Consider the following 13,790-nt stretch of genomic DNA (forward strand, 5'->3'; position numbering starts at 1 on the left):
GATGCCCTTATCCGATATTCGACAGTTTCAACAACAGGCGCAGGTCGTTCAGTAAATCCTTGCCCTTGACCCGAGCGTCATAGCGCAACACCAGGTTGCCGTGGGGATCAACTACCCACAGTTGGGCATCACCGCTGCCCTGGGCCGCAGCGTCCTTGTTGAAGGTCGGCAGGTCCAGCGGGTAGCGCTGCAATTGTGGGTACTCAACCTTGAGCTTTGCCTCGTACTCGGTACTCACCGGTTGCGCGACGGCCAAGGCATGACTGGCGCGGGAGGCATCGCGACCCAGGCCGATTTGCAGTTGGCGCGCCAGGTACACCAGTTGCTGGCAATCGTTAGCGCAAGCCGCAGGCGCGGTGACCAGCAACTGCCAGCGCTCCTCGCTTGCCTGCACACCGATGTCGGCGCGGGTCTGGCCATTGCCGATCAGTTCACCGTGATAGCTGCGGTTTTCCGGTACCCAGAACTGCAGTTTGTACATGAAGGTGGCCAGCACCATCGGGCCGATCACCATCAGCACGATCAGGATCAGTTGCCAACGCCCCTTGCTACGACCGGGCAACTGCGACGCGTCAGATATGTTGAGTGGATTCATGGCCGCTCCCATGGTGCTTCTCCCTTGCGTTGTGCCATCCGAGGTAGAGGTAAAGACCGAACAGCGCCACCGCCATGGCGAACCACTGCACGGCATATCCCAGGTGTTTTTCCGGCCCCATGGCGACAACAGGCCAGTTGGTTTCGTAGGTCGCAGGACCCTCTTCAGCCCGCAATTCATAGGTAAACCCGCTACGCCCCAACTCCGCCCATAGCGTGTCGGGATGCAGCGCTGTCAGCAGTCGCGGCCATTGCGCACCCGCCGGGTCCGCGTGCAGCTGGAAGGTCGCGCCAGGAGCAACATAGACCCAGGCATCGACATTCAACGGTTGTTCGGGCGTGGTGAAGGCTGGCGGCGTGCGTCGATCCGGCCAAGGCAGCCAGCCGCGATTGAGCAGCAGCCAAAGACCGCTCGCCTGGTCATGAAAGGGTTGCAGCAACTCGACGCCGACCTTGCCGTCGCGCATGCGGTTATCCAGCAGCACGCTGTGGGCGGCGTCGAACTGTCCGCGCAGATGTACACGGCGAAAGGCCGGATCAGCACTGGCGCTCAATTGATCACTGCTCATCGGCTCGCCAGCACGGCGCTCGGCGTAGCTTTCCAGCAGCACCTGTTTTTCCTGCCCACGGGACAATTGCCAGAAGCCGAGCCACACCATCAGAGGCAGCAGCACAAACACCACCAGCGTCGGCGCAATCCCGGGGCGAAAACGTTTCATGGCGTTGCCGCAAAGGTCGACACTGCGCTGGCTATACTGAATCTCATTGCCCGCCCCTCCAAATAAAGAGTCCAGGAGCCAGACCATGCTCAAAGCAGCTATTGCCCTGATGCTGATCGCTACCGTTGTGAGCCTGTTCAGTGGCTTATTCTTTTTGGTCAAGGACGAGGGCAACTCCAACCGCCTCGTCACTGCCTTGACCGTACGTATCGTGCTGGCCGTGATCACCGTGGTACTGATCACCTGGGGCTTCTACAGCGGCCAGTTGGTGTCCCACGCGCCGTGGTAAGGCGCCTCAGAGCACATAAACGAAGAAAAACAACCCGATCCACACCACGTCGACAAAGTGCCAATACCAGCTGGCCGCCTCGAAGCCGAACTGGTGCTCTGCATTGAAATGCCCCCGCAGAACGCGCATCAGCATCACAAACAGAATGATGGTGCCGATGGTCACGTGGGCGCCGTGAAAACCCGTCAGCATGAAGAAGGTCGCACCGTACACGCCGGAACCCAACGTCAGGCCCAACTCCTTGTAGGCGTGGATGTATTCCTCGGCCTGAAACCCGAGGAATGCCATCCCCAGCAGAACGGTGATCGCCAACCAGATTTTCAACGCGCCACGATGACCCTTGCGCAGGGCATGGTGGGCGATGGTGATGGTCACGCTGGAGCTGACCAGCAGGATGGTATTGACCAGCGGTAGGCCCCACGGGCTGATGGTGCCTTCGGGTGCCGGGAAGAGTTTCGGGTCGGGGTTATTGAGCAGCGGCCAGGCGAACTCGAAGTTCGGCCAGAGCATGTGCGCCACACCCTTGGAGCCCTCACCGCCCAGCCACGGTCCAGACATGTGGCGCACGTAAAACAGCGCACCGAAGAAGGCGATAAAGAACATCACCTCGGAAAAAATGAACCAGGTCATGCCCCAGCGAAAGGAACGGTCCATCTGCGCGCTGTACAACCCGGCACGGCTTTCCTTAATCACCGCACCAAACCAGCCAAACATCATGTAGGCCAGTAACAGGCCACCGACGAAAAAGATCAGCGGGCCATGGGACTCCGGACGTGCCGCCTTGAGGTCGTTGAACCACACGCCCAGGCCGTACACTGTGACCAGCATGCCAATCGTGGCAATTATTGGCCATTTGCTTTGCGCTGGTACGTAGTACGTATCATGAGTTGGCATGTATTCGTTCTCCTAATCGAGCCCGCAGGCACGCCTAGCCGCCGGTATGGACAGCCACGGGCGGTTGGCGCGCGGTGATATCGAACAGCGTGTACGCCAGGGTCAAATGCTTCACATCCTTGGGCATGTCGCGATCGACAATGAAGCGCACCGGCATCTCGATGCGCTCGCCTGGCTGCAGCACTTGCTGGGTGAAGCAAAAACACTCGGTCTTGTGGAAGTACATCGCCGCTTCGGCCGGGGAAATGCTCGGGATCGCCTGCGCAGTCATCGGCTTATCGCTGGGGTTAAAGGCGACAAAAATCATCTCGTTGACCGCACCGGGGTTGACCACGATTTCGTCGGCCCTGGAGTGAAACTCCCAGACCATGTCGATGGCATTGGTGGAGAGAAACTGCACCCGCACCTGGCGCGACGGGTCGACAACCTGCGAGCCCTCGTACTGCCCGGCGGTCTTGCCGTTGATGCCGAACGCCTTGCACATCACGTCGTAGATCGGCACTAGGGCAAAGCCAAAAGCGAACATCGCCAGCACCAGGATCAGCAGACGCGTGACCAGCCGATTGAGGGGTATGGAGTCAGACATGACCACCTCCTGCACCCATCACGGTGTTCACTTGACCTCCGGCGGCGTGGTGAAGGTGTGGTACGGCGCGGGTGAAGGGATGCTCCACTCCAGGCCTTCGGCACCGTCCCACGGCTTGGCCGGCGCAGGCGGGCCGCCACGAATGCACTTGATGACGATGAACAGGAAGAAGATCTGCGTCGCGCCAAAGGTGAAGGCACCGATGGAGGAGACCATGTTGAAATCGGCGAACTGCAGGTTGTAGTCCGGCACCCGGCGCGGCATGCCAGCCAGCCCCACGAAGTGCATCGGAAAGAACGCCATGTTCATCCCCACAAACGACAGCCAGAAGTGCAGCTTGCCCAGGGTTTCGTCGTACATGTGGCCGGTCCATTTCGGCAGCCAGTAGTAGGCCGAGGCGAAGATCCCGAAGATAGCCCCTGGCACCAATACGTAATGGAAGTGCGCCACCACGAAGTAAGTGTCGTGGTACTGGAAGTCCGCCGGGGCAATGGCCAGCATCAGCCCGGAGAAGCCGCCGATGGTGAACAGAATCACGAAAGCTACGGCAAACAACATCGGCGTCTCGAAAGTCAGCGAGCCTTGCCACATGGTGCTGACCCAGTTGAACACCTTGACCCCTGTGGGCACCGCAATCAGCAGTGTCGCGTACATGAAGAACAACTCGCCCACCAGCGGAATGCCCACCACGAACATGTGGTGCGCCCAAACGATAAACGACAGGAAGGCGATACTGGCCGTGGCGTAGACCATCGAGGTGTAGCCGAACAGCGGCTTGCGCGAAAAGGTTGGGATGATCGAGCTGACGGCGCCGAAGGCCGGCAGAATCATGATGTACACCTCGGGATGGCCGAAGAACCAGAACACATGCTGGAACAAAACCGGGTCACCGCCACCAGCAGCGCTGAAGAAGCTGGTGCCGAAGTGGATGTCCATCAGCATCATGGTCACGCAACCCGCCAATACCGGCATCACCGCGATCAGCAGGAAGGCTGTGATCAGCCAGGTCCAGACGAACAGCGGCATTTTCATCAGGGTCATGCCGGGGGCGCGCAGGTTGAGGATAGTGGCGACCACGTTGATCGCGCCCATGATCGAACTGATGCCCATCAGGTGGATGGCAAAGATGAAGAAGGTCACGCTTTCGGGCGCGTAGGTGGTAGAGAGTGGGGCGTAGAAGGTCCAGCCGAAGTTCGGCCCACCGCCCGGAGAGAACAGCGTGGACACCAGCAGCAGGAACGCCGCAGGTAACAGCCAGAAACTGAAGTTATTCATACGCGGCAGGGCCATGTCTGGCGCGCCGATCATCAGCGGGATCATCCAGTTGGCCAAGCCCACGAACGCCGGCATCACCGCACCGAAGACCATGATCAGGCCGTGCATGGTGGTCATCTGGTTGAAAAACGCCGGCTCGACGATCTGCAAGCCCGGCTGGAATAGCTCAGCACGGATCACCATGGCGAACGAGCCGCCCAGCAGGAACATGGCGAAGCTGAACCACAGGTACATGGTCCCGATGTCTTTATGGTTGGTGGTTAGCACCCAACGCATCAAGCCTTTGGCGGGCCCATGAGCGTGGTCACCGGCATGGCCGTGGTCATCGATCACAGTGCTCATGGCCTTTCTCCTGCAAACGAGTGGGCGGGACGGTCAGCAGACCGGTTCAGGAAAGATGCAATGAAGGAAGTCATTTGCTTTCCGCCTGTTTGATGGCCAGCACGTCTTTGGGGGTAACCATGTCGCCTTTGTTGTTGCCCCAGGCGTTGCGTTCGTAGGTCACGACGGCGGCGATATCGACTTCCGAAAGCTGCTTGCCGAAGGCTGCCATCGCAGTACCTGGCTTGCCGTGATAGACGATGCTCAGGTGACCTTCCTTCGGTCCTGTGGCGATTTTCGAGCCCTTGAGGGCCGGGAACATTGGTGGCAAGCCCTGGCCTTCGGCCTGGTGACACGCCACGCAGGTGGTGTGGTAGACCTTGTCGCCACGGGCCACGAGCTCTTCGAGGGTCCACTCCTTGGAGGTCAGTTCCTTGAGCTTGGCAGCCTCTTCCTTGCGCTCGCCGAGCCAGGTGTCGTAGTCGGCCTTGGACTTGACCTCGACCACGATCGGCATGAAACCATGGTCCTTGCCACACAACTCGGCGCACTGGCCACGATAAATGCCGGGCTTCTCGACCCGGGTCCAGGTCTCGTTGACGAAACCAGGGATGGCGTCGCGCTTGACCGCGAAGGCAGGCACCCACCAGGAATGGATTACATCGGCGGCAGTCACCAGAAAGCGCACTTTGGCGCCCACGGGAATCACCAGCGGCTGGTCAACTTCCAGCAGGTAATGCTCGCCCTTGACTGCCTGGTTATGGATTTGCTCGGCGGGAGTGGCCAGGTTGCTGAAAAATTCGACGTCCTGACCCAGGTATTTGTAATGCCACTTCCACTGGTAGCCGGTGACCTGGATATCGATATCCGATTCACTGCTGTCGTAGATGTTGATCAGGGTCTTGGTCGCCGGAATGGCCATGGCCACGAGAATCAGCAAGGGCACCACGGTCCAGAGAATCTCCACCGTCGTACTCTCGTGGAACTTGGCCGCCACCTGCCCGGTTGAGCGACGATGGACGATCATCGACCAGAACATCGCGCCAAACACCACAATGCCGATCACCACACATATCCAGAAAATGGTCATGTGCAGATCGAACACCGCGTTACTTACCTCTGTGGCCCCTGGTGTCATATTCACTGTCCAGGCGGCTTGAGCCTGGCTGAATACTGACCACAAGAGTAGGCCCATCCAAACGTGTGGATGTCGCGTCATGCGGGTTCCCCTTATCGTTCTTGTTATCCCGCCGGTTTGCACCTGCGGCCAAGGGAGCGGCTTCCATATTGCAAACACACCGCCAAGCCTTGCCTGCTCATGCAGTCGGGCGTCATCAGCTAATTGCGTACAAAATCGAGTATAGACAGCGACCGCCACCTCGCAATGCGATCGGGCAAATGAACGGAAATGGACGAACGGGGCCGGCAAAATAGCTGACGGTGTGGGTTATCCGACGAACGATGGCAATTCGATATAACGCCGGCGCATAACCATGAAATAATTATGACAAATGCGTCTGAGGGGCTCGTATAAACGAGCTACCTTGTGTTTTCCCTTTTCCTACGCCTATTGTCCTGGAGCTTTCATGAACACCGCCGCATTGCGCGAGCAGATTTCCCGTGCCCATCAACATGAATCCAGCACTGGCCAGTTGACCCGTCAATTGGAAGTTCAGTTACCGCACCTGCACCCGGCGATTTCTCTGCCTGACGTCGACGCCAAGGGCGTGATGACCCGCTTTGTTGCCGCCTACATCGATCAGGTACCGGATTTGCTGGATGCCGCCAACGATGTGGCCCGTGAAGCCGGTATCGAAAGCCAGATCAAACCGGTGCTGAAAATCGCCGAACATTTCTTTCTCCAGCCGCCAGCGATCCTGGCCGGCCATGAAGGCCTGGATAGTTTGCTGGACGAGGCCTACCTGGCCCATCGCCTGGTGGAAGAGGTCAATGACCTGTACATCAAGCATTTCGGCCAGCCGTTGATTCCGTTGGATACCACGGTGGCCAATGTGATTGCTCATCAATTGATCGGTGAGACCTTCGCCAATCAACTGGACGAGGCAGTGCACCACGCGGTGGATGAGATGCTCAATGAAGAGAGCTTTGCCCTGGAGTCTGTCGAAGCCTACCGCGACAAGCTCAAGAGCCCGGACACTGAGGCAGCCTGGAAGCGCTGGCCGTGCCTGTCGCGGCAGTTGGGTGTTGGGTTAGATCTGGATCAGCCGGCCTGAATCCCTGGATAACGCCAGCGTCTGTGGCGAGGGGGCTTGTCCCCCTCGCCACTTTTAGACTGCGGCAGAACCGATTCCGGTAGTCGTCCGCACCCGGCCTTCCAGCCGCCGCTTCAACCCTCGCGCCTCGATCACCAGCGTCGAACCCTTGGCCGCATTGGCCCGCCCCCATTCTTCCAGCAACTCAAGGCAGGAGTGGTCCACGTAACTCAAGTTATTGAGCGGTACATGCACGGTGGTTCCCGCCGGCACCGTCGACAACACACGGGTCAACGCTGGCACCTTGAGAAAGGTTGCCGCACCGGTCAGTCGCAACTCCATTTCGCCGTCCTTGGGCAGATCGATCAGGCTGATTTTCAGCCGTGAAGCCTTCCACGCCAGTTTGGCCAGGGTCAGCCCGAAGCCCACCAGTACGCCGGTCAACAAGTCGGTGAAAACGATCACCAGCGCAGTGGCCGCATAAGTGAACATCGGCATCCGACCGTAACGGGCCAGGCCACGGAAAGCCTTGATGTCCACCAACTTGATACCGGTGTACACCAACACACCCGCCAGGCTCGCCACCGGAATGCTTTGCAGCACACTGGACAGCAGCAAGACGAACGCCAGCAGCCACAGGCCATGGAACATCGCCGACAAGCGCGTAGTGGCACCGGCCTGGACGTTGGCCGAGCTGCGCACAATCACGCCGGTCATCGGCAACGCACCGACCAAGCCACAGAGCATGTTGCCCACACCTTGGGCCGACAGTTCCTTGTCGAAGTCGGAACGCTGGCCATTGTGCATACGGTCGACAGCGGCAGCCGACAGAAGGGTTTCGGCACTGGCGATAAAGGCCACCGCGAAGGCTGCGATCAACAGATTGGGATCGGCCAGGTTCAGCAGGTCGCTGGGGCGCAGCCAGTCAATGGCGTCCGCCAAGTTTTCCGGCACTTCCACCCGCTTTACCTGTAATGCCAGCACCAGGCTGGTCACCGTCGCCAATCCCACACCGAGCAAGGCGCCTGGCACGAAGCGCAGCTTTTGCGGACGAAACTTGTCCCATAGCCACATCACCAGGATCGTCGATAATCCGAGCAGACCGGCCTGCCAGCCCAACCCGCCGCCCAGCGTCGGGATAGCCTGGATCAACGCTGCCGGGAAGCCGGCGAGATTATCCAGCCCAGAGGGTTTCGGTACGCCGTCGAGCATCACATGGACCTGCGACAGCACAATCAACACCCCGATCCCCGCCAGCATCCCGTACACCACCGCTGGCGCGGTAACACGGAACCAGCAACCCAGGCGCAAACGCCCGGCCACCAGTTGCAGAAAGCCCGCCAACAGCAGGATCGGCCCGAGCATGACCATGCCATGCTGGCGCACTACTTCGAATACCAGCACCGCCAGGCCCGCCGCCGGGCCGCTGACTTGCAGTGGCGAGCCAGCCATCCAACCTACCACCAGACCACCGATAATACCGGTGATCAGACCTTTGGCCGGTGGCATCCCCGACGCAATAGCAATCCCCATGCACAAGGGCAGGGCGACCAGAAACACAACCACGGAGGCCAACAGCTCCCGTGGCAGTACAGCTTTTAATTGAGCAGCACGCATGATGACTCTCCCGAGGCATTCGCCGGGCATGGAAAGGCCTGGCTGCTTCAACGGCAGCCATCGCGTTACCCGACATTGGGAATGTTTTAGAAGCGCGCTTTAGGCGTCGCCGAAGGGATCGGTTGGGTACCGTTCAACGGCAGGAACGCCCCTTTTTCCGCATCGTAGGCTTTGATTTCGCTGGTTTCGATGTTGTAGACCCAGCCATGGATAAACAACTGACCATTGGCCATGCGTGAGGCCACGGACGGGTGAGTGCGCAAATGCTGCAACTGGGCAATCACGTTTTCTTCAGTCAGCACATGCATGCTTTCGACTTCGCTGGTGCAATGACAGTTGTCCTGGACCATGGTCTTGGCAACCTCGGCATGACGCAGCCAGGCTGCGACCGTGGGCATCTTTTCCAGGCTCAGCGGGTTGAGCACCGCACGCATGGCGCCGCAATCGGAATGGCCACAAATGATAATGTGCTGCACGCCCAAAGCCAGTACCGCGTATTCGATGGCGGTGGAAACACCGCCGTTCATCTGCCCATAAGGCGGCACGACGTTGCCGACGTTACGGGTCACAAACAAATCGCCAGGGGCGCTTTGGGTGATCAGTTCCGGAACGATGCGCGAATCGGCGCAGGCAATAAACATCGCCCTAGGGCTCTGGGCCGTGGCGAGCTTCTTGAAGAGTTCTTCCTGCTGCGGAAAGATCTCGTGATGAAAATGCAAAAAACCTTCAACAATATGTTGCAGCGCTGCATCGGCGGATTCCGCCTCGTGAGGGGCTGAAGCCGACGCAGCCAACGGCTGTTTATCCTTGTCACTCATGATTCATCCTCTTGGTTGGAGCAGGGGAGCTTTCCAGTTCTGTTCGGCGCGCAACCAGTGCAATAGTTGGAAAACTGCAAAACCAGAGGCGCCGACTCGTTAGTCACTCGATGAACACGTTAACTACCGAAACTTAACTCAAACTGAATCAACCGCTCTATCTCGCGGTTCTCCGTGATGTCAAAGCGCGACTACTCAACCGTAAATAGTCCGCGTACCTGCATGAGTCTACAACAATGTCATTTGCCTGCCGGGCGGACAAAACGCTGTGCAGTCCAGATTAAACCCTTCCCGACGATTGAGTCCAAGTCGTTTGATCGCCTTGGCAAACCGCTGCGCCAACAGATCCGCAAACGGCCCTTCACCGCGCATGCGCACACCGAAGCGACTGTCGTAGACCTCACCACCCCGTACCTGACGCACCAGACTCATCACATGGGCTGCCCGCTGCGGATAATGGGCCGCCAGCCATTCCTCAAACAACGGCGCCACCTCCAGGGGCAGGCGCAACATCATGTAGGCCGCGCTCTGTGCGCCAGCCGCATGGGCTTCGGCCAGCAGGCTTTCCAGCTCGCTGTCGTTGATCATCGGGATCATCGGCGAACACAGTACCCCCACCGGAATCCCTGCCTCACGCATCACCCGAATGGCCCGCAACCGCGCCTTGGGCGCCGCCGTGCGCGGCTCCAGGATGCGCTTGAGTTCGTCGTCCAGACTGGTGAGGCTGATCATCACTGCCACCAACCGTTGTTGCGCCAGCTCGGTGAGCAGGTCGAGGTCCCGCAGAATCAGCGAGCCCTTGGTGATGATCGTCACCGGATGACGATAGCGCAGCAGCACTTGCAGCGTTTGCCGGGTGATCTTGTACTCGCGTTCGATAGGCTGGTACGGGTCGGTATTGGCCCCCAGGTTGATCGGCGCGCAGGTATAGCCCGGTTTCGACAGTTGCTGCTCCAGCACGTCGGCGGCGTTGGTCTTGGCAATCAATTTGGTTTCAAAGTCCAGCCCAGGGGACATGTCCCAATAGGCGTGGCTGGGCCGCGCATAGCAGTAGATACAACCATGCTCGCAGCCTCGGTAGGGGTTGATGGAGCGGTCGAACGGCAAGTCCGGGGAGTTGTTACGGGTGATGATGGTTTTCGCCATCTCGATACGGACTTCGGTGCCTTGGGTCGGTGGCACTTCCTGGTACCAGCCGTCATCCTCGGCCACGCTGACGGTGGGCGCGAAACGATTGTGCAGGTTGGTGGCGGTGCCCCGCCCGCGTGGCGGCAGAGGAGTGAACATGAAAGCGCCTATATACTGTTTTTTTATACAGTACAGAGGCGCAAGGTATCTGACCAGTGCCGTTGAGCGGCAAGCCCCAATCAGTGTTTTTGCGTCACCTGGCCAAGGTCGTCACCCGAGGTGCTCTGCATGTCGCTCTTGCGCAGGTCCGCCACTTCGCCGGCCTTCACCGGTGCACCTTTATTCCCCCAGCTACCGCGAATGAAACTAACCACATCCGCCACTTCCTCATCCGACAAGCGCCAGGCAAAAGCCGGCATGGTGAAGGTCGACGGCGCCGCATGAGTGGCCGGCAAGGTGCCGCCATTCAATACGATGTTGATCAACGAGGTGGCATCCGCCGTCTGCACGACCGGGTTGCCCGCCAGCGCCGGGAATACCCGCGTATAGCCATGACCGTCGGTACGGTGGCACGCCGCGCAGTTGTCGATGTAGACCGACGCTCCGCGCTGGCTGTCGTCACCTTTCAACAAAGCCTCGGCGACCTGTTTGTCGTACTGATGAGGTTGATCTTTTGGATCAACAGCCGGCAGGCTCTTGAGGTAACGGGCGATCGCGGTCAGGTCGTCTTCTGACATGTATTGCATGCTATGGACGACAACATCGCTCATGCCGCCAAATACTGCACTGCGGTCACTGCGACCGGTCTTGAGAAACTGCACCAGTTGATCCTCGCTCCAACTGCCCAGACCGTCCTTGTGATCGCCCCGCAGGCTCTTGGCAATCCAGCCTTCCAGCGGTGCACTGCCGGACAAAAACTCAGCCCCTTCAGAAGCACTCAGGGCTTTTTCCTGCATGGTCAGGGCGCGTGGCGTATGGCACGCGCCGCAATGGCCGAGGCCTTCCACCAGATAGGCGCCTCGGCTGATCACTGGATCTGCCCCGGCCTGCGCCTGGTAATCCGAAGCATCGGGCGCAAACATCCAGCGCCAGGCTGCCAGCGGCCAACGCATGCTGAGCGGCCAAGGAATGTCGCTGTCCTTGTTCACTTGGGCGACCGGTTCAACACCCGTCATGAAGTAGGCATACAACGCCTGCATGTCGGTTTCGCTGACCCGTGAATAAGATGGGTAAGGCATCGCCGGGTAAAGAGTACTACCGCTTTTGGCGATGCCATGGCGCACGGCCTTGTCGAAGTCTTCAAAGCTGTAGTCGCCCAGGCCAGCCTTGTCCGGGGTGATGTTGGTGGAATAGATGATGCCAATGGGGGTTTCCATCGGCAGGCCACCGGCGAAGGGTTTTCCACCCTGGGCGGTATGGCAGGCCACGCAGTCACCGGCGCGGGCCAGGTATTCGCCCTGTTTGATCAAATCATCCTGGGCGGCGCTTACCGAGCAACTGCTGAACAAGGCCAGGGAGGCGATAACGAATGCTTTCATGGTCATCGCTCCTTATGCCTGAACCAGCGGGCCGGGGTTTTTCAAGTACTGCTCGCGAATCGCCCGTGCCGACCAGTAGGTCAGCGCCGCTACCAGGCCCGTAGGGTTGTAACCCAAGCCTTGTGGGAACGCAGACGCGCCAGGGACGAACACGTTGTGCACATCCCAACACTGCAGGTAACGGTTCAAGGCACTGGTTTTCGGGTCGGTGCCCATGATTGCGCCACCGTTGAGGTGGGTGGTCTGGTAGGACGCAGTGTTGAAGTGATCACCCACCTTTTTACCCAGCAACGCGATGGCCTTGGGGTTCATCGCCTCGGCGATCTTGCCCATTTTCTCGACCATGAAGCGGTTCATCTTGATGTCGTTTTCCTGCCAGTCGAAGGTCATACGCAGCAGAGGCAGGCCGTAGGCATCGCGGTAAACCGGGTCCAGATCGAGGTAGTTGCCTCGGTAGGATTGATGGGCGCCGTGGGCGTCCATCGACACCTGGTGGGTGTAGTAATCGGCAGTAGCACGTTTCCAGGCACTGCCCCAAGCCGGGGTGCCGGGTGGGTTGGAGGTGCCGGCAATCGGTCGGCTCCCGGCCTGGTTGACCCACATCGGCGAACCACCGACAAAGCCGTGAGGCCCGTGGTCGAAGTTGTCGGCGTTGAAATCATCCACCGCCACGCCGTTGCCGCCGGCGCCGATAAAGTTGTTGGTGTGCACGTCTTTATCGAAGAAGGCCTTGATGGTGGCCATGTTCTGGTAGGCGAAGTTCTTGCCCACCACGCCTTCCCCGGAAATCGGGTCGTAGGGCTTGCCGATACCCGAGAGCAGCATCAAGCGCACGTTGTGGAACTGGAACGCGCCGAGGATCACCAAGTCCGCTGGTTGCTCGATTTCCCGGCCTTGGGCGTCGATGTAGGTCACACCGGTGGCTTTGCTCTTGGTGCTGTCGAGATTGACCTTCAACACGTGGGAGTTGGGCCGCAATTCAAAGTTCGGCACCTGCTTGAGGGCCGGCAGGATGTTCACGTTCGGTGAGGCCTTGGAGTACATGTAGCAAACGTAGCCACTGCAGAAGCCGCAGAAGTTGCACGGGCCCATCTGCGCGCCATAGGGGTTGGTGTAGGGCCCCGAGGTATTGGCTGATGGCAGGTTGTAGGGTTTGTAGCCCACGGCATTGGCCGCTTGCTGGAACAGCTGCGCGGAGTAGGTATTTTTCTGCGACTCCAGGGGGAAATGGTTCGAACGGTCTGGCGCATAGGGGTTGCCGCCACGGCCTTCGCCCACCAACTGACCTTGCACCGTCCAGGCCTGGCCAGAGGTGCCAAAGACTTTCTCGGCGTAGTCAAAGAACGGTTCCAGCTCTTCATAGCTGACGCCGAAATCCTGGATGGTCATGTCCTTGGGAATGAAGCTTTTCCCGTAGCGCTCTTCGTAGTGGCTGCGCATGCGCAACTCGATGGGGTCGACACGAAAGTGCACGCCCGACCAGTGCAACCCCGCACCGCCGACACCATTACCCGGCAGGAAGGCGCCCAACTGACGATTAGGCAAGGCAACGTCATTCACGCTATGACGAATAGTCACCGTCTCCTTGGAGATATCCTGGAAGAGTTTTTTGCGAACGCTGTAGGTCAGTTCGTCAATAACTTGCGGGTAGTTGCCGTCCGGGTAGGTGTCCTGCATCGGCCCACGCTCAAGCGCAACAACGTGCAAGCCCGCTTCAGTCAGTTCCTTGGCCATGATCGCGCCGGTCCAGCCGAAGCCGACGATGACCGCATCCACTTTCTTCATGATGGTCGCCACG

At 59.2% G+C, this 13,790-nt stretch carries 13 protein-coding genes; 2 read left to right on the top strand and 11 right to left on the bottom strand.

Annotation, left to right across the window (positions count from 1 at the left end):
- Positions 1-7: 7 nt before the first annotated feature.
- Together FQ182_RS17610 and FQ182_RS17615 are read right to left on the bottom strand one after the other, a co-directional pair.
- Positions 8-607, bottom strand: a complete 600-nt coding sequence (locus FQ182_RS17610; protein WP_149412769.1) for a hypothetical protein — start codon at positions 605-607, stop codon at positions 8-10.
- Positions 573-1,313 carry an SURF1 family protein gene (locus FQ182_RS17615; protein WP_149412770.1) on the bottom strand — a complete coding sequence of 247 codons (741 nt, stop codon included), beginning with the start codon at positions 1,311-1,313 and terminating at the stop codon, positions 573-575. Before FQ182_RS17615 ends, FQ182_RS17610 begins: the two co-directional genes overlap by 35 nt.
- A gap of 85 nt (positions 1,314-1,398) precedes the next feature.
- Here FQ182_RS17615 and FQ182_RS17620 point away from each other — a divergent pair, with 85 nt between their 5' ends.
- Positions 1,399-1,602 (top strand): twin transmembrane helix small protein, encoded by a 204-nt coding sequence (locus FQ182_RS17620; RefSeq protein WP_149412771.1) that lies wholly within the window; start codon positions 1,399-1,401, stop codon positions 1,600-1,602.
- A gap of 6 nt (positions 1,603-1,608) precedes the next feature.
- Here FQ182_RS17620 and FQ182_RS17625 read toward each other — a convergent pair whose 3' ends face one another.
- The 4 genes from FQ182_RS17625 to coxB form a co-directional block, all read right to left on the bottom strand.
- Entirely contained in the window at positions 1,609-2,496 is an 888-nt protein-coding gene (locus FQ182_RS17625) for a cytochrome c oxidase subunit 3 (protein ID WP_149412772.1), read from the bottom strand.
- A gap of 34 nt (positions 2,497-2,530) precedes the next feature.
- Positions 2,531-3,082 carry a cytochrome c oxidase assembly protein gene (locus tag FQ182_RS17630; protein WP_133100579.1) on the bottom strand — a complete coding sequence of 184 codons (552 nt, stop codon included), beginning with the start codon at positions 3,080-3,082 and terminating at the stop codon, positions 2,531-2,533.
- A gap of 27 nt (positions 3,083-3,109) precedes the next feature.
- Positions 3,110-4,699, bottom strand: a complete 1,590-nt coding sequence (ctaD, locus tag FQ182_RS17635) for a cytochrome c oxidase subunit I (protein WP_149412773.1) — start codon at positions 4,697-4,699, stop codon at positions 3,110-3,112.
- Between the two features lie 70 nt (positions 4,700-4,769).
- Positions 4,770-5,897 carry a cytochrome c oxidase subunit II gene (gene coxB / locus FQ182_RS17640; protein ID WP_149412774.1) on the bottom strand — a complete coding sequence of 376 codons (1,128 nt, stop codon included), beginning with the start codon at positions 5,895-5,897 and terminating at the stop codon, positions 4,770-4,772.
- A 367-nt stretch (positions 5,898-6,264) separates the two neighbouring features.
- Here coxB and FQ182_RS17645 point away from each other — a divergent pair, with 367 nt between their 5' ends.
- The gene (locus FQ182_RS17645; protein ID WP_149412775.1) at positions 6,265-6,912 is read left to right on the top strand and encodes a hypothetical protein; all 648 of its coding nucleotides are present in this window, start codon (positions 6,265-6,267) and stop codon (positions 6,910-6,912) included.
- 54 nt (positions 6,913-6,966) lie between these two features.
- On the opposite strand, the gene FQ182_RS17650 is transcribed toward FQ182_RS17645, so the two are convergent.
- The 5 genes from FQ182_RS17650 to FQ182_RS17670 form a co-directional block, all read right to left on the bottom strand.
- Complete coding sequence (locus tag FQ182_RS17650) at positions 6,967-8,508, bottom strand: SulP family inorganic anion transporter (RefSeq protein WP_149412776.1); 1,542 nt, start codon at positions 8,506-8,508, stop codon at positions 6,967-6,969.
- Between the two features lie 86 nt (positions 8,509-8,594).
- Positions 8,595-9,326 (bottom strand): carbonic anhydrase, encoded by a 732-nt coding sequence (locus FQ182_RS17655; RefSeq protein ID WP_149412777.1) that lies wholly within the window; start codon positions 9,324-9,326, stop codon positions 8,595-8,597.
- A 228-nt stretch (positions 9,327-9,554) separates the two neighbouring features.
- On the bottom strand, positions 9,555-10,613 hold the full coding sequence (locus tag FQ182_RS17660; RefSeq protein ID WP_149412778.1) for a PA0069 family radical SAM protein: 1,059 nt from the start codon (positions 10,611-10,613) through the stop codon (positions 9,555-9,557).
- Positions 10,614-10,693: 80 nt separating this feature from the next.
- Complete coding sequence (locus tag FQ182_RS17665; RefSeq protein ID WP_149412779.1) at positions 10,694-11,992, bottom strand: cytochrome c; 1,299 nt, start codon at positions 11,990-11,992, stop codon at positions 10,694-10,696.
- A 12-nt stretch (positions 11,993-12,004) separates the two neighbouring features.
- Complete coding sequence (locus FQ182_RS17670) at positions 12,005-13,789, bottom strand: GMC family oxidoreductase (RefSeq protein WP_149412780.1); 1,785 nt, start codon at positions 13,787-13,789, stop codon at positions 12,005-12,007.
- Between the last annotated feature and the right edge of the window lies 1 nt (position 13,790).

It is taken from the genome of Pseudomonas sp. ANT_H4 (assembly GCF_008369295.1).
Classification (GTDB): Bacteria; Pseudomonadota; Gammaproteobacteria; order Pseudomonadales; family Pseudomonadaceae; genus Aquipseudomonas.